A 20,574-nucleotide genomic window follows, 5' to 3' on the forward strand; every position below is an offset into this window, starting at 1 on the left:
GGACAACCCATGAGTATTGATATTCCAGGTTTACAGCCAGCCTTGCTGCAGCAGTTGCAAGGTAAACTCAAGCTACCCGCTTATGACCCTTCAGCTACAGGCATAGGCATAGTGCATATTGGCCCTGGCGCTTTTTTTCGGGCACATCAGGCCTGGTACACAGATCTCGCGCTGAAATACGGTGGGGACTGGGGCATTTCTGTGGTATCGATGCGATCCAACGATTTAGCCAAAGCTTTAACAACGCAACAGGGGTTATACAGTCTGGTATTGCTGGATAAAAAAACAGAGTACCAAGTGGTCGGCTCTATTCGTGAGTTGCTGGTCGCTGCAGAGCAGTACGAACAGGTGTTGCAGCGTTTAGCAGCACCAAGCAGCTATTACGTGACTTTAACCATCACAGAAAAAGGCTACTGCTTAAATACCTTGGGTGAGCTGGATTTAACTCACGCCGATATTCAGCACGATTTAGAAACTAACGTTAAAGCCCGCTCAGCTATTGGTTTGTTAGTACAGGCTTTAGCTCTGAGATTCGCCGCCAATGTGCCACCTTTTGTCGTGCTAAGCTGCGATAACCTGACCGACAATGGTCATAAACTTCGTAATGCCTTGCTTACTTTTGCACGACAAAAGCAACCGGCTTTGGCTAATTGGCTGGAACAGCAGCTGTTATGCCCTTGCACTATGGTGGACAGCATTACGCCTGCTACAGATGAAATGCTGCCGAAACAACTGGCGGCAGAGTTGGGGTATCAGGACAACTGGCCTATTAAACGCGAAAAGTTCTGTCAGTGGGTGATTGAAGATATTCTGCCAGCTCACAGACCCGCCTGGCATCAGGTGGGGGTTACTTACACTCAGGACGTGAAAGCTTTTGAAAAAGCTAAGCTGCGCTTACTCAACGCGCCACATTCGGCTTTGGCTTATTTAGGCTCTTTGTGTGGTTTGGACATTGTGTTTGATGCCATGCAGCAACCGAAGCTACGCAATTTTGTGCAAAAACTGGCACAAGAAGAGATTATCGGCTCTTTCCATGCGCCGGCTGAATTAAACCCGGCAGAGTACAGCGCTGATATTTTCCAGCGTTTTGATAACCCTGCTATCCGACATTTACTGGCTCAAATTGCATGGGATGGCTCGCAAAAACTGCCAATGCGGGTCTTTCCAATTATTCTGGATAACTTAGCCAGTGGTCGTTCTATTCGTTTATTAAGTCTGGTGGTGGCCAGTTGGCTGCTGTTTATCCGACTGCGTTATCAGCAACAACCCGATACAGCTTTGGTCGACCCGTTAGCCGCTGTGTTGTTAGGCGTTGCAGCCCAATGCAGGGGCGATGCAGCGGCAGACACAGCTCTGTTTTTAGCGTTATCTGCCGTATTTCCTGCAGCATTGCAGCAGTCACAAACATTTAAAGCTGAACTAACGGCCGCTTATCAACAGCTTTGCCCCTTACTTTTATTACCCCAAGGCACAGATATTGCCGCTTTATTACAGGACCTTGTTGAATGAACTCTTTATCTTCCTTACTCAAAGGTGGTTTGTTGTTGCCTATTATCCAGGCTGAACAACCAGCCCAGGCTGTTGCTATTGCTAAAGCAATGCAACAAGGCGGAGTCACAGCGGTTGAAGTCGTGTTGCGTACTGCTGCAGCTTTAGAGTGCATCAGCGCTATTCGTGCTGAAGTACCAGAGCTTTTAACTGGAGCAGGTACTATTTTATCGGCTAAAGATGCCACTAATGCTAAAGCGGCTGGTGCGCAATTTCTGGTTAGTCCTGCCAGCACTCCGGATTTACTCAAAGCCATGATCAATACCGAACTGGCATTAGCACCAGGTGTGGCGACGCCGTCTGAAATGGCGATGGCATTGGAGATGGGATTAACAGAACTGAAGTTTTTCCCTGCGCATTTAGCAGGTGGTATTGACATGCTGAAAGCTTTGGCTGGTATATTTCAGCAGGTAAAGTTTTGCCCAACAGGTGGTGTGCACTTAAATAATCTGGCAGATTTTTTAGCCTTACCTAATGTGTTTGTCGCAGGTGGTTCCTGGTTGTCTCCTAAAGATCTGGTGTTACAACAAAACTGGGCAGCTATTACTGATTTAACCCGTCAGTCTGTTGCTATAGCTGAACAAAGCCGGGTGCGGCATAGTCAGGTTGCCTGAAGCTGAACTTAAGGATCCATCCATGAAACAAGTCATTATTTTTGGCGAATGTATGGTCGAGTTATTCCAGCTCGTGGATAACGTCTACCATCAGGCTTTTGCCGGAGATGTCTACAACACTGCTGTGTATTGTAAACGCAGTGCGCCGCAGCAGCTGAATCTGAAGTTTTTATCTGCCGTGGGCACAGATTTAGTCAGCGACAAATTGATAGCCCAGCTGGAGTTGGAAAAACTCGATAGCTCTCTGGTACTACGCACTAAAACAGCACGACCTGGTTTGTATATGATCAATACCGACTGTTTTGGTGAGCGTAGTTTTGTTTACTGGCGTGACAGCTCAGCGGCCAAACAAAGCCTGTCCTTGTTTCGTCAGCACAGCACAGTCGAACATTTATTACCTGCTGATGTATTTTATTTCTCCGGTATCAGTCTGGCGATTTTGTCGCTGGACGATCGCACTTATCTGTTTGCGCTGATTAAAGAGTTAAAAGCTCAGGGCGTACAGATTGTCTTTGACCCAAACTACAGACCAGCGCTTTGGCCTGACGCAGAGATTTGCCGCGCTAATTTTGATCAGGCTTATGCCTTGTCTGATCTGGCTTTGCCAGGTTTAGACGATCATAAAGTGCTGTACGGCAGTACTAGTGCAGCTGATGTACTGGCGCAACTGCAGCAGCTTGGTGTTAAAGAAATTATTGTGAAAAATGGCCCATCCGGAGTGCTTGGCTACACTGAAGGGCAAAGCTTCCAGTGCCCTGCAGTTCCTGTCAAAAAAGTGATAGATACCACAGCAGCAGGAGATTCCTTTAACGGTGGTTATCTGGCTGGACGGTTAAATGGGTTGTCGCCTTTGGCCTCTTGCCAATACGCCGCTGCTTTAGCCAGTTTTGTCGTAGAGCATACAGGGGCTATAGTCACTAAAGAGCAATTCCGTAGTTTTTCTGGTCGTTTTAATTTGAACACATTTAGCTAAAAGGAAATTTATCATGTCTGCTGATCTGTCTTTGTATTTTCCAACCCAGGCTGAAATCCCGGCCCAGTGGCAACTCACAGGTCCGATAGAGCAGCGTGACTATTTACTGAATGGCAAACTCTGTCAGTGGCAGGGCGATTTAGCTCCTGTGTATAGCCCGGTAGCGCTTAGAAATAGTGCAGGTGAACTGACTCCAACTTTATTAGGCGCTACGCCTTTAATGGACGAAACTGCCGCCAAAGCTGCTTTGGATGCAGCGTTAAAAGCTTATGATTTAGGCCGTGGTGTCTGGCCTTCTATGGCGGTGATGGAACGTGTGGTGGCGGTGGAGAAATTCCTTGCTGCTATGCTGCTGCAAAGGGACGCCGTCATTCGCTTATTGATGTGGGAAATTGGTAAACCTTTGCCGGATGCAGCCAAAGAGTTCGACCGCACCTGTGATTATATCCGCGATACGATACAAGCATTAAAGCAACAGGACCGCAGTGCCAGCCACTTTGTGATAGAGCAGGGCACTTTAGGCAAAATACGCCGGGTTGCAGTGGGTGTCGCGCTTTGTATGGGGCCTTTTAACTATCCGCTGAATGAAACCTTTACCACTCTGATCCCGGCCTTGATCATGGGTAACACAGTTATTTTTAAACCCGCTAAATATGGGGTGTTATTAATTCAGCCGTTATTACAGGCTTTTGCTGAATCCTTTCCACCTGGTGTCATTAACGTGATTTACGGTCGTGGCCGTGAAACTGTCGGTGCCTTAATGGAGAGTGGTAGTGTGGATTTATTTGCTTTTATAGGTACAAATAAAGGCGCCAGCGATTTAAAAAAACTGCACCCACGGCCACATCGTTTGCGTGCTGTGCTTGGGCTTGATGCGAAAAACCCAGCCATAGTGTTGCCGGATGCCGATTTAAATCTGACCGTCAAAGAAGCAGTGATGGGGGCTTTGTCCTTTAATGGCCAGCGCTGCACTGCGTTAAAAATCTTTTTTGTGCAGCGTTCAGTTGCCGATGCTTTTGTGCAGAAACTGTCAGAGGCCATCAGCGCTTTGCAGTTGGGCTTACCCTGGACTGACAAAGTACAAATTACGCCTTTGCCTGAGCCGGGCAAAGTAGACTTTTTACAAGGTTTAATCGCCAATGCGATAGAGCATGGCGCTAAAGTGATGAACCCTGAAGGTGGCCAAAGTGCGGGCTCGTTAATGCGTCCTGCTTTGCTGTATCCGGTCAATAGTCAGATGAGGTTGTATCAGGAAGAACAGTTTGGCCCTTTAGTGCCCGTAGTGCCTTATGACGATATTAGCGAAGTGATCCATTATGTGATTCACTCAGACTATGGTCAGCAGCTGAGTATTTTTGGCCAGGACGCGCAGCAAATAGGTGAGCTGGTGGATATGTTCGCCAATCAGGTGGGTCGGATTAACATCAATAGCCAATGTCAGCGTAGTCCGGACAGCTTCCCTTTTACCGGTCGGAAAAATTCAGCTGAAGGCACTTTGTCAGTGCAAGATGCTTTGCTGCAGTTTTCTATTCCAACTCTGGTGGCCTGTAAATACAACCCTGAACAAATAGCGCTGATGAAAGAGATGATTAAACAAGGCTCATCCCAGTTTTTAGCCACAGATTTTCTGTTTTAACCCGATGGGAAAAGCAGCATGAGATTTGAACATCTGGCATTAAATGTCGCTGAACCTAAAGCTATGGCTGCCTGGTACTGTCAGCATTTAGGGCTGCGAGTCAGGCGTGCTTTACCGGACCAGGCTCAGACGCATTTTCTGGTGGATGACAGCGACCAGATGATGCTGGAGATTTATTGTAATCCGGCCGATCAGGTACCGGATTATCCGAACATGCATCCCTTGTTATTGCATCTGGCGTTGGTTAGTGTTGACCCTTATGCCGATAGCAAAAGGTTGCAGCAGGCTGGTGCACAGCAGGTGGATGAAGTGAATTTAGCTGACGGCTCTTTGCTAGTGATGCTGCGTGACCCCTGGGGGCTGGCATTGCAGTTGTGCCGACGTGGTGCGGCTTTGAACCAAGCTTAAGCATTAAGACCTGACGCAAAATACTCAATAGCAGGAAAACGCGTGAGAAATACCCCAGCCAAAAGAAGGCCGGGGTGGGAGCAATTAAACTTTAAAACGTTTGACCATATCCATCAGTCTGGAAGCCATACCTGCCAATTCCTGACTGGCGGCGTTGGTTTGATTTGCGCCAGCCGAGGTTTGTACCGCCAAATCCTTGATAGCAACCAGACTTCTGTCCACATCACGTGCCACATGAGCTTGCTCTTCTGAGGCTGTGGCTATCAGTAAATTACGCTCATTGATATGACTGACCGAGTGACAGATCTGCTCAAACGCCTGACCCGCTTTGTTGGCCATTTCTACTGTATTATCTGCAAGCCCGGTGCTGGATTCTATTGACTGTACAGCTTTAGCTGTGCCCTGACGGATATGCGTAATTAACTGTTCAATTTCTTTGGTGGAGTTCTGAGTGCGATGAGCCAGAGCCCTGACTTCATCTGCAACTACAGCAAAACCCCGCCCGGCATCACCGGCTCGGGCTGCTTCTATTGCCGCGTTTAATGCCAATAAATTAGTTTGTTCTGCTAAAGCCCGGATGACGTCCAGCACCTGACCTATATTGCCAGCCTGTATTGCCAGTTCCTGAACCAGCTCAGCAGAGGTCTTCATTTCCGTCGCCATTTTACGGGTTTGAGCAATAGTTTGTTTCATCTCTTCAAAGCTGCGACTGGCCAGCTCGTTGGATTCTCTTGAAGCGTCTGAGGTGGATAATGCATTTTGTGCTACATCTTCTACCGCCACTGTCATCTCATTGACTGCTGTCGCAGCTTGCTGCAGTTCAGCATTCTGTAAATCGAGGCCTTCAGTACTTTGTGAGGTCACAATACTCAATTCTTCAGCTGCAGACGCTAACTGAGTCGCGGTGTTGTTGATTTGACTAATAGTGTCTTTTTGGCTTTGTTGTAAATGCTGCAGACCAGAAAACAGCGCTCCTATCTCATTTTTGCTTTCGACTTTGATTTGACTGCTTAAATCGCCTTGCGCCATACGTTGAAAATGCACTCCCGCCAGTTCCAGCGGTTGGATCAGCATTTTTTTAATTAAATACCAGCTCATGACTAAAGCGGCCAACGAAATAGCCAGAAAGATGGCACACAGAATGGCGGTTGCACTGTAGCGATCGGACGCTTCTTGCATAAAACTGCTGTTTTTGGTGCTGGCTTGTTCAACAAACTGCGCGACCATTTCCTGCGCTTTCACATTAGTATCACGGGCTTCCAGGTTGGCTGTAACATAACTTTCGCTGGTGCCTGTTTGCAGCTCCTTCGCTGTTTTTTCAATTGCAGTGAAGTATGAAGAAAAGACTTTCTGCATTTCCTGCACCATCTCTTTATGGTCACCTTTCAGGCCAACTTCAGCAAACGCATTAAATTTGTCGACAGCCTCTTTCAGAAACTTTTCGCCACGCTGCGCGCTGACTTGAGCTTTATCCAGTTGTCCGCCTTCCTTTTCGATAAAGCCACCAGCTAATGCTAACCTGCTGCGCAACAACATGCCGTACACATCAGAAATTGGATTTACTTGCAGTACTGAAAGTTGATACAGATCAGCCATACCTTCTTCGCTGGCTTTTGCGCTGTTCCAGGAGTAAAAACTTAATATGGCCAGGCCAGCGCTGAACATCAGAAGAATAGATAAAATTATATTTTTCAAGTACATATCTTTGAACATAGTAACCCCTTGTCTGTGATCTTTGGTCAATCTTTATCTGTTTAAAACTTCAGCGGAAAGTAACAAAATATATCGGGTGAAATGATCTACTGTATCGTTATATGAAAATATGAATGTGACTACTGCTGATACTATAGAGCATAATGACCAAAGCAGAGATTCAGCATAAAGAGATATAGTTTCAGTCAGGATTTTGACATCTGTGACTTTATCCGCTAAAAACCTATAAAGCGCCATTTTATGTCAAACACTTAAGAAACTAATTGATAAAGTCGATGGATATACTGTTACATCAGTCTTGCCCATCGAAACTGCTAACGACTTGTGTAGTAGTATAGTGTTGTTTTTAAAGTGATTTCATCTTTTTTAGCTCTCTTCAGGATCTTTTATACCTCATCTGATCATTATTTATTGTTAGCGAATTTTTTCAGGACATGAAGTTTACTTTTTACAACAGTGGGTCGCTTCGTTATTCATATGTGTTGATAAGGAACTGAATCAATTTAAGGTTGTATGAAATTTATGCACTGGCTGAGGTTGTTAACTATGCTGAGCGGATAGTTCCATTGAGCAAAAACGTTTTAGTCAGATAAAATGTAGGTCTATAAAGTTCAGTATAAATGTGTCCGTATTATGAATACTGAACCTATAAAATAGTAATTAAGGGGACGAATTTGAACAAAAGATATTGTGCAGCTCTTGGCTCGCTGGTGCTGCTGAGTTCCGGAGCCCAGGCTTTTGAATGGGATGTCTATGGTAAGCTGGATCTGCAAGGTCTGTATGTTGATGAAGGCTTATATCGGTATTCCGACCAGGGTTGGCAAATTGAAGCACCTTTTACCCGACTGGGATTTAAGGCCCGACAGGAGCTGGTAGATAATCTCGACCTGATCGTGGTTTATGAGTGGCAGGTGAATGGTCTGGACGATGCGAATAAAGGCCATCGACTTGGTAGCCGCAATACTTATATTGGCTTTGCCGGTAATTGGGGGGAGTTAGTTTTTGGTAAAAACGATACCCGTTTTAAAAAATCCGAAGGCAAAATCGATTTATTTAACGAAACCCTCAATGACATAGCTCAGTTGAGCGCAGGGCAGGACAGACTCGAGAATATAGTGGGTTATCAGAGCCCTGTCATCGAAGGTTTTCAACTGCAAGCCACCTACCAGACTGGCGCCAGTGATGAAGTGGCCGGTGGTTATGACTGGACTGTGAGCTACGGCGACTCTGGTTTTAAAGCTTATCCTTACTATTTTGCCTACAGTCAGGCGCGTGAGTTGAACAACATTGATGCCGAACGTATTCTGGCTCACTTTAAACTGATGGAATTGTCAGGAGGCCAACTGTCTGCCGGTCTGATGTTGCAACACAGTGAACATGTCACCCGTAATGTTGATGGTGACGCGGTGATGGCACAGCTTGCTTATAAGCTTGAGGCTCTGACTTACAAGCTGCAATGGCAACGTGATGACAGTAAAATCCGTCACGCAGAAACCGGAACTTTATGGACTATAGGTGCAGACTACGCGCTGAACAGTGAGATGGTGATTTACACTATGTTCTCGACTCTGGACTTCGAGACCGAGCAGGACGAATCTGCAGCTTTAGGTTTTAAATACAACTTCTGATCTGAATCTCTGATACTAAAAGCAATAGACCCGGCTTGCCGGGTCTATTATTTGTGACTGCTAGTTAAAGCAGATTAAAAGTTATCTTTATTGCCTGCTTCTTTAGTTATTTTATCCAGATAACCCATAGCAAAAGCCGAAAGCACAAAAGTCATATGGATCAGCAAGTACCACATGATTTTGTCATTTGGGATATTTTCGGTATCCATAAATATCTTCAGTAAATGAATAGATGAAATGGCGACTATAGAAGCCGCTACTTTATTTTTCAGTGAGTTGGAATCCAGCTTACCCAGCCAGCCTAATTTGTCACCGTCACCTTCAATATCCAGCCGTGAGACAAAGTTTTCGTAGCCGGAAAACATCACCATCACAATTAAACCGCCGACTAGCGTGATATCAATCAAGGACAGGATCACCAGAATTAAATCCACTTCTTTCATACTGAAAATGATCGGCAGAATATGAAAGACTTCCTGAAAAAATTTTATGCCAAGTGCCAGCAATGCCAAACTCAGACCAAGGTAAATAGGTGCCATCAGCCAGCGGGTGGCGTACATCGCCTTTTCAATTAGTTGTTCCATTGCTGCTCCTGTCTTTTCAACGACTTCACTTTATGGGGCAAATAGTGCAGAAATTCAAGCCTCTGGCCGTTTTACTTTGCCGTAAAATATCGCACAATGAACCCCGTTACCCGCAACGGTATCAGCACTGAGCTCTGATGCTGTTAGTTTGTCTGGGCCTCAATGCCAAGGAATTTCCGAATGAAAAAAACTCTGCTTGCGCTGGCTTTGTCCATCGCCACTTTTGCCCATGCCGATGAAGGTATGTGGCAACCTCATCAGTTACCTGAACTTGAACAACTCCTCAAAGAAAAAGGTTTAGAAATTGATGCCAAAAGTATTGCTCAACTGACAGCCTTTCCTATGAATGCTGTGATCAGCTTAGGTGGCTGTACTGCTTCTTTTGTCTCTAATCAGGGTCTGGTGGTGACCAACCATCACTGTGCTTATGGCAGCATTCAGCACAACAGCACAGCTGCAAATAACCTGCTGGCCAAAGGTTTTTTAGCGAAAGATTTAGACGAAGAATTACCTGCTGCTCCTGGCTCTAAAGTCTTTGTTACTCAGGAAGTGACCAATGTCACAGCGCAAATTAATCAGGAATTGTCACCCGCTCTTAAAGGCAAGGAGCGTTTTGACAAAATTGATGAGCTGCGCAAAGAGCAAATAGCCGCTTGCGAAACGCCGGGTTACCGCTGTGATGTCTATAGTTTTCATGGTGGCTTAGAGTATTACCTGATTAAACAAATGGAAATTCGTGATGTACGTTTAGTGCATGCGCCAGCTTCAGGTATAGGTAAATTTGGTGGCGATATCGACAACTGGATGTGGCCACGCCATACAGGGGACTATTCGTTTTACCGTGCTTATGTAGGCAAAGATGGTCAGCCAGCTGATTTCAGTGCTGAAAACGTGCCATTTACACCACCATCTTATTTAAAAGTGTCAGCTAAACCGCTGAAAGAAAATGACTTTGTGATGGTTATTGGGTATCCGGGCCGCACCAACAGATACAACTCGGCTGCTGAAGTAGAGAATCAATTCACCCAGGTCTTGCCTTTATCCAAGGCCTACCGTGAAGAAGCTATTGCAGTGATTAAGCAGCATTCTGCCGAAGGTTCAGAAGCGCGTATTAAATACGAAAGTATTCTGGCGTCTTTGGCTAACTATGCAAAAAACTTCGAAGGTATGATCACAAGTTATCAGAAAGGTGATACCCAGCAGCGCAAAGATCAGTTTGATAAAGCACTGAACCTGTGGATTAAATCCAGTCCGGCCCGTCAGGCCAAGTACGCGCCAGCAGTACGTAATCTGCAACAGTTGCTGGTGGAAGAGCAGGAAAACCAGCAACGTGATCTGGTCTTGGGTTATTTAAGTTATGGTCAGCTGTTTAACACAGCTAAGCGTTTATACCGTTTGGCCAATGAGCAGCAAAAACCAGATGCAGAACGCGAAATGGGTTATCAAGAGCGTGATTTAGAACGTTTCTCTGCCAGCATGAAACGCTTATCCCGCAGCTTTGATGCCAAAGTAGAGCAAGAACTGATGCTGCATTTCTTGCAACATTACGCCAAATTACCAGCGGATCAGCGCTTAAAATCTCTGGATGGTTATTTTGGTATAGGTTCTGCTGAGCTGGATGTTGCAGCGCTTCGCACTAAACTTGAAGGACTCTATCAGGCCACTAAGTTGTCGGATGAAGTGGAACGTTTAGCCTGGATGGGGAAATCGGTCGACGATTATAAAGCCAGCGACGATCCGCTGATCCAATACGCTGTTGCTATGTACGACACTGATATTGCTTTAGAAAATGCGGAGAAAGAACATAAAGGCAAGCTGGCAGTGGCTCGTCCTCAGGTGATGGAAGCCATTATTGCTTTTAACAAAGCCAATGGCAAAGCTGTGTACGCCGATGCCAACAGCACCTTGCGTGTGACTTATGGTTCTATCAAAGGTTATCAGCCAAAAGATGCGGTGTCTTATCAGCCATTTACCACTGCAGCTGGTATTTTGCAGAAGCAAACGGGTGTAGATCCATTTGATGCACCACCAGCTCAGGTCGAAGCCTTAAAACAAGGCGACTTTGGCATTTACAAAGATGCGGTCTATAACAATCTACCGGTCAACTTCTTAAGCACAGTAGATACCACAGGAGGGAACTCAGGTTCACCAACACTGAATGGTAAAGCTGAATTAGTCGGTTTGTTATTTGATGGTGTGATTGAAGGCATCATCGGCAACTGGGACTACGATCCGGCCACCAACCGCTCTATCCATGTCGACAGCCGTTATATGTTGTGGCAAATGGAGAAGGTAGATGGCGCGACTAATCTTCTAAAAGAAATGACAATAGTTAAAGAATAGCCTTGTAGGGGCGACCGTTATGGTCGCCCTTTTTAAGGCGTCACAGTAAATGTTATAGCCCCCAATAACTGCCCCGAATCTGTTACTACCCGAATTTTCCATTTACCCACAGCATCTTGTGGAAATTGTTGTTTGCGGGTCCAGGCTCTGTAGCCTTCTTCACGACCGCCTGAAATATTTAGCGGAATGCGTTCGACCGATTGGCCATTGTGGATCCACTCATGATAAATCTGCTCTTTTAAGCCCCGTGGTGCCCGTACTGAGGTATAGGCATAAAGACCTTGTTGTAGCTCTGCCAGCGATAATTCTGTAATTGCTGCACCTGGTAAACGCTGTTCATAATCCATATGCTGGCTTAGCTGAATGTCGTTCAGATTCAACACAGGGGCGGGGATCAGGCTGCGGCTAAACCAGATGCTGGTGGTCATTACCACTAACAACAGGGATAACACGGGTAAACGCCAGCGCCCTGGTTGTGCTAATAAAGGGCGGATACTGGGAATACTCAGTAAAGCTGAAATAATAAGTGCCAAACCCAGACTTTGGGTGGTGGTGATAAAAAACAGCAGCGGCAAGACCACCATCAAAACGGCGAATAGAGAAAAGCAGTGATACAGCAAAAATAAAGCGCGTCGTTTTGTCAGCAGCCTGTTGTAGGCCGGATCAATAACTGCCACCAAAGCACAACACACCAACAACACAGTAAACACGGCTTGGGGCTGGTCCCAGTCAGTGGCTGCCAGAAAAAATGGCAAGGCAAAAAACAAACTTTCCTGATGCAGTAATTGGGTGACCAAATGGGTGACGTCTTTTGATAGGGAGATGCCAAACTTACGCAATAAACCTTTGCGTAGCCAATATTCTCCCATTAGCCATAACCAGCCAACCACCATCAGAATGGCAAAAAACTGAGCAAATTCTTCACGGCGCTCAACTTGCCATAAGCTAAATAAACCAGTGCAAAACCCAAACAAGGCCACCAGGCCGGAATATTTTTTTGTTAACTCAATCAGCCAAAAAAAGCGCTTTGAATTTTCTGCATTCAATCCCCATCAGCATTCATCCCTGTCCATCTACGGCGGTTTGAATTCATTCTGCCGCACTATACGCTGTAATGACCTGTGAAAGCTGTTTTGGTTTCAAAATGATTATGCCCGCAGTTAATTTGTATAATCCGCAGTGAAAACCGTCTTTTTCTGCGTCAGCTATTCTTAGTAACCCTGCTTTTGCAGTAAGATACGCCTCATTTCGTGGCTATCAGGGCCGCGACTGCTGAAGTGACAGAAGGGTTAAAGTTAGTGGATCAGAAAGTTCAGGTAAAACTTATCATACGCCGGGTGCCTACACAGGCGGCTCTGTCATGGCTGACCAAAGCCTGGGAATTATTCCGTCAGGCACCTTCGACACTGATTGCTATGGTGGCTTTCACCACGGTGTTAAGTTTACTGGCACAGTTGCATCCAGTACTTGGCGTTATTCTGGTATTGGCGAATCCGTTTTTGACTGCCGGTTTTTATAAAACCATAGTGTTGTTGCAACAACAGCAAGCTGTTAATTTTCAGCTGATTTTTAGTGTGTTTAAAGAAGCACGTTACCGCCGTACTTTTATCAGACTGGCCGGTGCTAACTTACTGGCGAATATTCCGCTAATGCTGTTGGCTGCGCAGTTGATGGAGCAAACCCAGGCAGGTGTAGTTGACCCTGTGACTATGTTTTTGCTTGCTGTTGTCTTAAGTCTGGTCTTTATGTTGTTTGCCTACGCTGTAGCCATTGCTTATTTCCTTAATGAACAACGATTACAGGCTATTTTAATGGCCAGCCTAACCGCCTGCTGGCGTAATGTAGGTGCCTTAACTTTGTTTGGTATCTTGTCAGTAGCGCTGGGCATGTTGGGCATTGTGACTTTGGGTTTTGCTTTTATTGTGATTATTCCTCTGTTGCAAGTGGCATTCTTTTTATCGTTCAGTGCCTTTTTTGCTTTGCAGTTGGATGATTCAGCACCTGCCGTGCTGGAAGTATAAACATGACAGAGCCCCAGCCTTCGCAAGAACCAAAGCTTCTAACAGAGCAGGAATTGCGGCAATGGCTGTTGGGTTTGCTATCACGCCGTGAATACAGTGCGCTGGAGCTAAAACAAAAGCTCAAGCAAAAAGGCGCATCGGCACAACAAATTACTGAATTATTGGACTGGGCGCAGCAACGGGATTACCAGAACGAGTTACGTTATGCCCGTATGCAGGTCAATGCAAAGTTGCATAAAGGCTATGGATGGTTTTACATTAGCCAGTTTTGTGCACAGCAGGGCATTAAAAAAGAACTACAACAGCAACTGCTGGAAGAATTAGACATCGATTGGTTTGAGGTCGCCTCAACGGCGTATCGGAAAAAATATGCGGATAAACCCATAGCGGATTATCAGGACAAACTTAAACGGATGCGTTATTTACAAAGCCGGGGCTTTGGCAGTGACACTATCCAACTTGTATTTGCAGAGCTTAAAGAAGAGTAAGATATGTATATGACTTCGGCACAACTTCGCCGCGCTTTCCTGGACTTTTTTGCCAGTAAAGGCCACCAAATCGTTAGCAGCAGTTCACTGATCCCGGGCAATGACCCGACTTTACTCTTTACCAACGCAGGTATGGTTCAGTTTAAAGATGTGTTTTTAGGTCAGGACAAACGCAGCTACAACCGCGCTGTGACAGCGCAACGTTGTTTGCGTGCCGGCGGTAAACACAACGATTTAGAAAACGTAGGTTATACAGCCCGTCACCATACCTTCTTTGAAATGTTAGGTAACTTCAGCTTTGGCGATTACTTCAAACAGGACGCTATTAAATACGCCTGGGAGTTTTTAACTGAAGTAGTGATGCTGCCAAAAGAAAAACTCTGGATCACTGTGTACGCTACAGACGACGAAGCTTTTGATATCTGGACCAAAGAAATTGGTGTGCCAGCTGAGCGCGCTATCCGCATTGGTGATAACAAAGGCGCACCTTACGCCTCAGATAACTTCTGGGCTATGGGCGACACAGGTCCTTGTGGTCCTTGTACTGAAATTTTCTACGATCATGGCGATCATATCTGGGGTGGACCACCGGGGTCAGCTGAAGAAGATGGCGACCGTTTTATTGAGATCTGGAACAACGTTTTTATGCAGTTTAACCGTCATGCCGATGGCCGGATGGAACCTCTGCCAAAACCAAGCGTGGACACTGGCATGGGCTTAGAGCGTATTGCAGCTATTTTGCAAAACGTGCACAGCAACTACGAAATTGACACTTTTGCTGCGCTGATTAAAGCCACTGCAGCAATCACAGGCGCTACTGACTTAAACGACAAGTCGTTACGTGTAGTGGCCGACCATATCCGCAGCTGTTCATTTTTAGTGGCTGATGGTGTAATGCCATCCAATGAAGGCCGTGGTTATGTGCTGCGCCGTATTATTCGCCGCGCTATCCGTCATGGCAACAAGCTGGGTGCTAAAGGTGTGTTTTTCAGTAAATTGGTTGGCGCTTTGGCCGAACAAATGGGTGAAGCTTACCCAGAGCTTATTGAAAAGCAGGCCGTGATTGAAAAAGTGCTGGCATTAGAAGAAGAGCAGTTTGGTAAAACTTTAGAGCGTGGTCTGGGTATTCTGGAAGAGGCTTTAGCAGCACTGAATGGCAGTACTGTGATCCCGGGTGAAGTGGCCTTTAAGTTATATGACACTTACGGTTTCCCACTGGATTTAACCAGTGATGTAGCGCGTGAACGTGGTTTAACTGTGGATCAGGCCGGTTTTGAAGCTTCAATGGAAGCACAACGTAAACGTGCTCAGCAAGCCTCTAACTTTGGTGCTGATTACAATCAGGCCTTAACGTCGGCTGTGTGCACTGACTTTACCGGCTACACCCAGATTCAGGGCAAAGCCAAAGTGGTCGAAATTCTGCTGGAAGGCAATGCAGTCAATGCACTGACAGATGGACAGCAGGCGCTGGTCATCCTGGATCAAACCCCATTTTATGCCGAGTCTGGTGGTCAATCCGGTGATGCTGGTGTATTAACACTGGCCAATGGTGCGGTCTTTACCGTGGCAGACACCATCAAAGTAGGTAAAGCATTTGCTCATAAAGGCAGCTTAAAAGGTGCTTTGGCTATTGGCGATTTAGTGGATGCAGCCATTGATAATGCCCGTCGTGAAGCCATCCGTAAAAACCACTCTGCCACCCACTTATTGCACGCAGCGCTGCGCACCGTTTTGGGTGAGCATGTGACTCAAAAAGGCTCTTTAGTAGGTTCAGAACGTTTACGTTTTGACTTCTCGCATTTTGAAGCGGTAAAAGCGGATGAAATCCGCCGTATCGAGCAAATGGTCAACGAGCAAGTGCAACAAAACCACGAAGTGCTGACTCGTCTGATGAATGTCGATGATGCTAAAGCCGCAGGCGCTATGGCGCTGTTTGGTGAAAAATACGATGACGAAGTGCGTGTGCTGAGCATGGGCGACTTCTCGATTGAACTCTGTGGTGGTACTCACGTGTCTCGCACCGGTGATATCGGCTTATTCAAAATTGTGGTCGAAAGCGGTATAGCTGCTGGTATTCGCCGTATTGAAGCTGTGACTGGCGAAGGCGCTTTAGCTTTTGTGCATAAGCTGGAACAACAAGCTCAAACTGTGGCTTCGATGCTGAAGGGAGATGTATTTTCTATTGCTGAAAAAGTGCAGCAAGCGATGGACAGCCGCAAAGCCTTAGAGAAAGAGCTGGAGCAATTAAAAGCTAAGCTCGCCAGCGCTGCCGGTGCTTCTTTGCTGGAGCAGGTGCAGGTGATCAATGGCGTTAAAGTGTTGATTGCAGAGCTTAAAGGTGCTGATCCAAAAGCCTTCCGTACTATGGTGGATGAGCTGAAGAACAAATTAGGTTCAGGCATTTTGTTATTAGCCACAGCTGCTGAAGGCAAAGTCAGTTTAATCGCTGGTGTCACCTCTGATTTAACCGCCAAAGTACAGGCTGGCCAGCTGATTGGCTGGGCTGCAGAACAAGTAGGTGGTAAAGGCGGTGGTAAGCCGGATTTAGCTCAGGCGGGTGGTACCGATGTGGCTGCTTTACCTGGTGTACTGAAAGCTGCTGCCGACTATATTGCGGCTAAGCTGTAAAGCTCAGTGGCTTTATATGTACAAAAATTCGGGGGTACCTCAGTAGGTACCCCACAACGTATCGAAGCAGTGGCAGAACAGGTCATTCAGACTGTGCATGCCGGTCATAAAGTGGTGGTGGTGGTGTCTGCTATGGCAGGCGAAACCAACAGGCTGCTTGGGCTGGCACATCAGATTGACAGTCGTCCTTCTACCCGCGAACTGGATATGTTAGCCGCAAGCGGTGAGCAGGTCAGTATTGCTTTGCTGGCGATGGCGCTGATTAAACGGGGTCATCCGGCTGTATCATTGCTGGCCGATCAGATTGGTATTCTGACCGACAATAAATTCAGTCGTGCGCGTATTTTATCTGTTGGCACTGAACGTTTATGGCAGGAGCTGGAGCAAGGCCATATTGTGATCGCTGCTGGTTTTCAGGGCCGGGATATTGAAGGCAATATCACCACCTTAGGTCGTGGTGGTTCTGATACCACAGCAGTGGCTTTAGCCGCAGCCTTAAAAGCTGACGAGTGCCAGATATTTACCGATGTCGACGGCATTTACAGCATGGACCCACGAATTTGTGCTGATGCGTTCCGGCTGCCTCATGTAGATGCATCCAGTATGCTTGAGCTGGCCAGTTTAGGCGCCAAAGTATTGCATTCCCGCTCTGTCGAATATGCGGCTATGCATCAGGTGCCGGTACGGGTGTTATCCAGCTTCAGGCCTGATCAGGGAACTTTAGTGTGTTATGAGGACCAGACAATGAGTGTACCAGCGGTGACAGGACTGGCATGCCAGACCGGCGAAGTCTGGTTGGAGCTGAATGAGCTCAGTAGTGAGCTACATATCGCATTACTGAAGGAGTTCGCCCGTTTAGCTATTGAGACCGATATGTTAAAGGTGCAGTATGCGCCGTCAGGTTTAGTACAGATGCAGTTCAGTTTGAACCAAAATGATCTGAATACTGTAGAAGATATTTGTAATGAACTGAAAAAGAAGCAAAATTTTACGCTGCAAAGCAGGAAGTCTTTGGGCAAGTTATCTATAGTAGGGATAGGGCTGAAATCAAATCCTGCCATTACAGCGACAGTATTTGAACAATTGCAGTTATTAGCCGTGCAGGTTGTGGCTGTCAGTTGTGCCGAAATTAAATTATCTATCGTCGTGCCAGAGACTGAATTGAATAAAGTAGCTGTCGCTTTACATACTGCCTTATTGGGTTCAGTTAATTAATTTCAAGGTTTTCATAAATTTGTCAGCTGAGTTATCATACAACTGACAGGTCTGCGCAGTACGATCAAACAAGCGCAACTATTGGAAGCTGGGATCATACAAAAGGAGCAAAGAATGCTTATTTTAACGCGTCGTGTTGGTGAGACACTGATGATTGGTGATGAAGTCACGGTCACAGTTTTAGGCGTCAAAGGAAATCAGGTTCGTATCGGTGTGAATGCACCAAAAGAAGTTTCAGTGCACAGAGAAGAGATTTATATGCGCATTCAGGCTGAAAAAGGCACCCCAGGTGGCTTTAGCGGCGATGACGATCAATAAGTTTTAAGCTTTATCATTTTTAGAAATTGTATATTTTTAACGCTTTGTAGCGAATATTTAGTCGAATTGTTTAAAAGGTCAGCAAACGCGCTTTCCAGCTCCAAAAATTGTTTGACTTATTTTCCTGAGACATTAATATACACGCCGCAACGTAGTGCGGAGAAGTGGCCGAGTGGCTGAAGGCGCACCCCTGCTAAGGGTGTATAGGGGAAACTCTATCGAGGGTTCGAATCCCTCCTTCTCCGCCAGTTGTACTGTTAAGATTGGATGCATAGCTCAGCTGGATAGAGTACTCGGCTACGAACCGAGCGGTCGGAGGTTCGAATCCTCCTGCGTCCACCACTTAACTACAACGACGAAGCAAAAAAGAAAGTACCAGATGGATGCATAGCTCAGCTGGATAGAGTACTCGGCTACGAACCGAGCGGTCGGAGGTTCGAATCCTCCTGCGTCCACCACAACTAAACCTGCTAAGTGCAGGTTTTTTTGTTTTTAGAATTCAACAAAATAAAGCTCTTAGTGGACGTGAGGAGGTGAGATCCTCCGTCAGGTTCGACAAAATCGCTGGGAGCGATTTTGGACGAGCGAAGCTCGGCCCGCAGGGCTCGTGGCAGGACAGCCACGAGCAATCCTCCTGCCGCGAACTATTTGCTTCAACAGTTTCTCTTTTGCTCTTTCGAGTTCCAGCAGAGTTCCAATCCAACCCAAACCCAAACCCTAAGCCGCCCGTTCCCCCCCATAGCACTCCCCAAGCGTAGCCTCTAGCGCTCTAACCACCTGACCTCTATTCAGCACCCCAACCACCACACCATTCTCAAGCACAGGCAGCTGATGCAAATGCAGGCTGGTAAAGATCACTGCACTATCCACCACGCTATCGGACGTCAGCACAGTGACCACCTTTTTACTCATCACTTGCGCTATGGTGTTGTGCAGGCTGCAGAAATAGCTGGCGTGTAACATAGCGGCTAAACAGTCCTGCTCAGACAAATAACCGACCAGGTTATTCTCTTTATCAAACACTGGTGCGCCAGTCAGGTTAAACTGTCGCAGTTGCTGCACAGCCTGAACTATCGTATCGTCTTGTTGCAGGCGTGGAAATTCACGCTGGAATATATCTTGTACTTTGCTCATGGTTATTCTCCTTTGAAGCTATGGAGACAGCATAAGCCCGATAAATGCTTCGATGAAAACGAATTAATAAGCTTGCCAGTATCGTAATTTTTGATTAGAAAACTGGATAACAAGTAGGGAAGGGGCCTTAAAGGAATGAAACGTATGTTTTATGTGCAGTTAAATCAGTGCAGACAGATTTTTGCTTTACCTTTGAACTCTCTTTTGTATAATGGCGCCTCCAACGCTAGGGGCATAGTTCCAATTGGTAGAACAGCGGTCTCCAAAACCGATGGTTGGGGGTTCGAATCCCTCTGCCCCTGCCACTTCATTTTGATATGAATTCTTTATCGTCTAAGCAGCAACTGCTGCACTTACTCCAGATACAACCACTTGAATTACATCAAGAGTTTTCTGCTATGGCCAAAACGCCTGAAGCTGAAATTGGTGTGCTGGCAGAAGCTGTTGCTACTATCAAAGCTGTAGTTGAGGCTATCGAACCAGCAGTGCCTGTTGATACTGAATCATACGCTGAACAGGACCAGGAACCAGACCCGGAACTGACCTTCTGCAAAGACGTCTTCGTGGCGCTCAACGAGTATCAACCAGAGCTGCAGTGGCGGTTAAACCCGGCCAGTACTGAACCTATGTTGCAAAACGGACTCTTAGTAACACCTTCGATTGAATTATTACAGTCAGCCCAGCAGAAAAAGCTGCTCTGGTTGTGCCTCCAGCAAGAGAGCTGATGCATGCCGTTAATACGTAGTGCCACCCCTGCCGATATCCCTGCGATGTTGCAGATAGAACAAAGCGCCAATAGTCATCCCTGGTCGGAAGGCACCTTTAACACCTGCTTTAGCGAACGTTATTTTAATGCGGTGTTGATGGATGATAACGACGCCATCATAGGTTTTTACATAGGCGAAAAAGTCGCAGTAGAAGCCAGTTTATTTAATATTGGTGTGGCGCCAAAAGCTCAGGGCCAAGGTTATGGCCAGCAACTGATGCAGCACTTTATTGCTCAGGCCCAGAATTTAGAAGCACTGGACTGCTGGCTGGAAGTTCGCCAATCCAATGCCAATGCTATTAAGTTGTATGAAAAATGTGGGTTTATTCAAACCGGTTTACGCCCCAGTTACTACCCAACGGCAACAGGCCGTGAAGACGCCATTTTAATGGCTTTGCCCTTAGGCTAAAGTTAAATCGTCTCTCCAGAACGATAATTTCCAGAGCAAAGTGGCTAAATTCTGTGCCTACGCTCTGCTTGCTGTTATAATCGCGCGAAATTTCCTATATAACCCAAGCCCACTCTGCTTCTTGGCTATGTTGTGGGCTTCGTTTATT

At 46.4% G+C, this 20,574-nt stretch carries 18 protein-coding genes and 4 tRNA genes; 18 read left to right on the forward strand and 4 right to left on the reverse strand.

The annotated features are described in order from the left end of the window. Nucleotides 1-9 precede the first annotated feature (9 nt). Genes OM978_RS04230 through OM978_RS04250 form a run of 5 tightly spaced genes read left to right on the forward strand, consistent with a single transcriptional unit; the run spans nt 10 to nt 5,179 of the window. The gene (locus OM978_RS04230; RefSeq protein WP_264345669.1) at nt 10-1,509 is read left to right on the forward strand and encodes a mannitol dehydrogenase family protein; all 1,500 of its coding nucleotides are present in this window, start codon (nt 10-12) and stop codon (nt 1,507-1,509) included. Beyond that, entirely contained in the window at nt 1,506-2,162 is a 657-nt protein-coding gene (gene eda, locus OM978_RS04235) for a bifunctional 4-hydroxy-2-oxoglutarate aldolase/2-dehydro-3-deoxy-phosphogluconate aldolase (RefSeq protein WP_264345670.1), read from the forward strand. Before OM978_RS04230 ends, eda begins: the two co-directional genes overlap by 4 nt. A 22-nt stretch (nt 2,163-2,184) precedes the next feature. Further along, nucleotides 2,185-3,135, forward strand: a complete 951-nt coding sequence (locus OM978_RS04240) for a sugar kinase (RefSeq protein WP_264345671.1) — start codon at nt 2,185-2,187, stop codon at nt 3,133-3,135. Nucleotides 3,136-3,148: 13 nt separating this feature from the next. Next, nucleotides 3,149-4,771, forward strand: a complete 1,623-nt coding sequence (locus OM978_RS04245; RefSeq protein WP_264345672.1) for an NADP-dependent glyceraldehyde-3-phosphate dehydrogenase — start codon at nt 3,149-3,151, stop codon at nt 4,769-4,771. An 18-nt stretch (nt 4,772-4,789) separates the two neighbouring features. Then, nucleotides 4,790-5,179 (forward strand): VOC family protein, encoded by a 390-nt coding sequence (locus tag OM978_RS04250; protein WP_264345673.1) that lies wholly within the window; start codon nt 4,790-4,792, stop codon nt 5,177-5,179. Nucleotides 5,180-5,263: 84 nt separating this feature from the next. Here OM978_RS04250 and OM978_RS04255 read toward each other — a convergent pair whose 3' ends face one another. Continuing rightward, the gene (locus OM978_RS04255) at nt 5,264-6,874 is read right to left on the reverse strand and encodes a methyl-accepting chemotaxis protein (protein ID WP_413690907.1); all 1,611 of its coding nucleotides are present in this window, start codon (nt 6,872-6,874) and stop codon (nt 5,264-5,266) included. 692 nt (nt 6,875-7,566) lie between these two features. Here OM978_RS04255 and OM978_RS04260 point away from each other — a divergent pair. After that, entirely contained in the window at nt 7,567-8,520 is a 954-nt protein-coding gene (locus tag OM978_RS04260; protein WP_264345674.1) for a porin, read from the forward strand. A gap of 74 nt (nt 8,521-8,594) precedes the next feature. Here the strand turns inward: OM978_RS04260 and OM978_RS04265 are convergent, their stop codons facing one another. Then, nucleotides 8,595-9,104, reverse strand: a complete 510-nt coding sequence (locus tag OM978_RS04265; protein ID WP_264345675.1) for a TIGR00645 family protein — start codon at nt 9,102-9,104, stop codon at nt 8,595-8,597. Between the two features lie 180 nt (nt 9,105-9,284). Between OM978_RS04265 and OM978_RS04270 the strand changes: the two genes are divergently transcribed. Then, entirely contained in the window at nt 9,285-11,447 is a 2,163-nt protein-coding gene (locus tag OM978_RS04270) for a S46 family peptidase (protein WP_264345676.1), read from the forward strand. A 32-nt stretch (nt 11,448-11,479) separates the two neighbouring features. Here OM978_RS04270 and OM978_RS04275 read toward each other — a convergent pair whose 3' ends face one another. Further along, nucleotides 11,480-12,427: a DUF2914 domain-containing protein gene (locus tag OM978_RS04275; RefSeq protein ID WP_264345677.1), complete on the reverse strand. Its 948-nt coding sequence runs from the start codon at nt 12,425-12,427 to the stop codon at nt 11,480-11,482. 318 nt (nt 12,428-12,745) lie between these two features. Here OM978_RS04275 and OM978_RS04280 point away from each other — a divergent pair, with 318 nt between their 5' ends. The 8 genes from OM978_RS04280 (at nt 12,746) to OM978_RS04315 (ending at nt 18,575) form a co-directional block, all read left to right on the forward strand. After that, on the forward strand, nt 12,746-13,468 hold the full coding sequence (locus tag OM978_RS04280; protein ID WP_264345678.1) for a hypothetical protein: 723 nt from the start codon (nt 12,746-12,748) through the stop codon (nt 13,466-13,468). Nucleotides 13,469-13,470: 2 nt separating this feature from the next. Then, nucleotides 13,471-13,956 (forward strand): regulatory protein RecX, encoded by a 486-nt coding sequence (locus OM978_RS04285; RefSeq protein WP_264345679.1) that lies wholly within the window; start codon nt 13,471-13,473, stop codon nt 13,954-13,956. Nucleotides 13,957-13,965: 9 nt separating this feature from the next. After that, nucleotides 13,966-16,584, forward strand: a complete 2,619-nt coding sequence (gene alaS, locus OM978_RS04290; protein ID WP_413691220.1) for an alanine--tRNA ligase — start codon at nt 13,966-13,968, stop codon at nt 16,582-16,584. A 6-nt stretch (nt 16,585-16,590) separates the two neighbouring features. Beyond that, nucleotides 16,591-17,799 (forward strand): aspartate kinase, encoded by a 1,209-nt coding sequence (locus OM978_RS04295; RefSeq protein WP_264345681.1) that lies wholly within the window; start codon nt 16,591-16,593, stop codon nt 17,797-17,799. Between the two features lie 114 nt (nt 17,800-17,913). Further along, nucleotides 17,914-18,117 carry a carbon storage regulator CsrA gene (csrA, locus tag OM978_RS04300; RefSeq protein ID WP_008897327.1) on the forward strand — a complete coding sequence of 68 codons (204 nt, stop codon included), beginning with the start codon at nt 17,914-17,916 and terminating at the stop codon, nt 18,115-18,117. Nucleotides 18,118-18,275: 158 nt separating this feature from the next. Further along, nucleotides 18,276-18,365 (forward strand) — tRNA-Ser (locus tag OM978_RS04305). 17 nt (nt 18,366-18,382) lie between these two features. Next, nucleotides 18,383-18,459, forward strand: a tRNA-Arg gene (locus OM978_RS04310). Nucleotides 18,460-18,498: 39 nt separating this feature from the next. After that, a tRNA-Arg gene (locus tag OM978_RS04315) sits at nt 18,499-18,575 on the forward strand. Nucleotides 18,576-18,834: 259 nt separating this feature from the next. Here the strand turns inward: OM978_RS04315 and OM978_RS04320 are convergent. Beyond that, nucleotides 18,835-19,251: a CBS domain-containing protein gene (locus OM978_RS04320; protein ID WP_264345682.1), complete on the reverse strand. Its 417-nt coding sequence runs from the start codon at nt 19,249-19,251 to the stop codon at nt 18,835-18,837. A 228-nt stretch (nt 19,252-19,479) separates the two neighbouring features. On the opposite strand from OM978_RS04320, the gene OM978_RS04325 reads away from it, so the two are divergent. The 3 genes from OM978_RS04325 to rimI all read left to right on the forward strand — a co-directional run bounded on the left by OM978_RS04325 (nt 19,480) and on the right by rimI (nt 20,426). After that, nucleotides 19,480-19,556: transfer RNA gene (locus tag OM978_RS04325), tRNA-Trp, on the forward strand. A 12-nt stretch (nt 19,557-19,568) separates the two neighbouring features. Next, the gene (locus tag OM978_RS04330; protein WP_264345683.1) at nt 19,569-19,976 is read left to right on the forward strand and encodes a hypothetical protein; all 408 of its coding nucleotides are present in this window, start codon (nt 19,569-19,571) and stop codon (nt 19,974-19,976) included. 3 nt (nt 19,977-19,979) lie between these two features. Then, the gene (gene rimI / locus OM978_RS04335) at nt 19,980-20,426 is read left to right on the forward strand and encodes a ribosomal protein S18-alanine N-acetyltransferase (RefSeq protein ID WP_264345684.1); all 447 of its coding nucleotides are present in this window, start codon (nt 19,980-19,982) and stop codon (nt 20,424-20,426) included. Nucleotides 20,427-20,574: the final 148 nt, after the last annotated feature.

Origin of the sequence: Rheinheimera sp. MM224, assembly GCF_947090785.1 — a bacterium.
Classification (GTDB): domain Bacteria; phylum Pseudomonadota; class Gammaproteobacteria; order Enterobacterales; family Alteromonadaceae; genus Pararheinheimera.

Coding starts and splice junctions, on each gene's coding strand:
- OM978_RS04265 (WP_264345675.1), bottom strand. CDS start 9,104: ATGGAACAACTAATTGAAAAGGCGATGTACGCCACCCGCTGGCTGATG.
- OM978_RS04330 (WP_264345683.1), top strand. CDS start 19,569: ATGAATTCTTTATCGTCTAAGCAGCAACTGCTGCACTTACTCCAGATA.
- eda (WP_264345670.1), top strand. CDS start 1,506: ATGAACTCTTTATCTTCCTTACTCAAAGGTGGTTTGTTGTTGCCTATT.
- OM978_RS04250 (WP_264345673.1), top strand. CDS start 4,790: ATGAGATTTGAACATCTGGCATTAAATGTCGCTGAACCTAAAGCTATG.
- OM978_RS04230 (WP_264345669.1), top strand. CDS start 10: ATGAGTATTGATATTCCAGGTTTACAGCCAGCCTTGCTGCAGCAGTTG.
- alaS (WP_413691220.1), top strand. CDS start 13,966: ATGACTTCGGCACAACTTCGCCGCGCTTTCCTGGACTTTTTTGCCAGT.
- rimI (WP_264345684.1), top strand. CDS start 19,980: ATGCCGTTAATACGTAGTGCCACCCCTGCCGATATCCCTGCGATGTTG.
- OM978_RS04240 (WP_264345671.1), top strand. CDS start 2,185: ATGAAACAAGTCATTATTTTTGGCGAATGTATGGTCGAGTTATTCCAG.
- OM978_RS04270 (WP_264345676.1), top strand. CDS start 9,285: ATGAAAAAAACTCTGCTTGCGCTGGCTTTGTCCATCGCCACTTTTGCC.
- OM978_RS04245 (WP_264345672.1), top strand. CDS start 3,149: ATGTCTGCTGATCTGTCTTTGTATTTTCCAACCCAGGCTGAAATCCCG.
- OM978_RS04285 (WP_264345679.1), top strand. CDS start 13,471: ATGACAGAGCCCCAGCCTTCGCAAGAACCAAAGCTTCTAACAGAGCAG.
- csrA (WP_008897327.1), top strand. CDS start 17,914: ATGCTTATTTTAACGCGTCGTGTTGGTGAGACACTGATGATTGGTGAT.
- OM978_RS04320 (WP_264345682.1), bottom strand. CDS start 19,251: ATGAGCAAAGTACAAGATATATTCCAGCGTGAATTTCCACGCCTGCAA.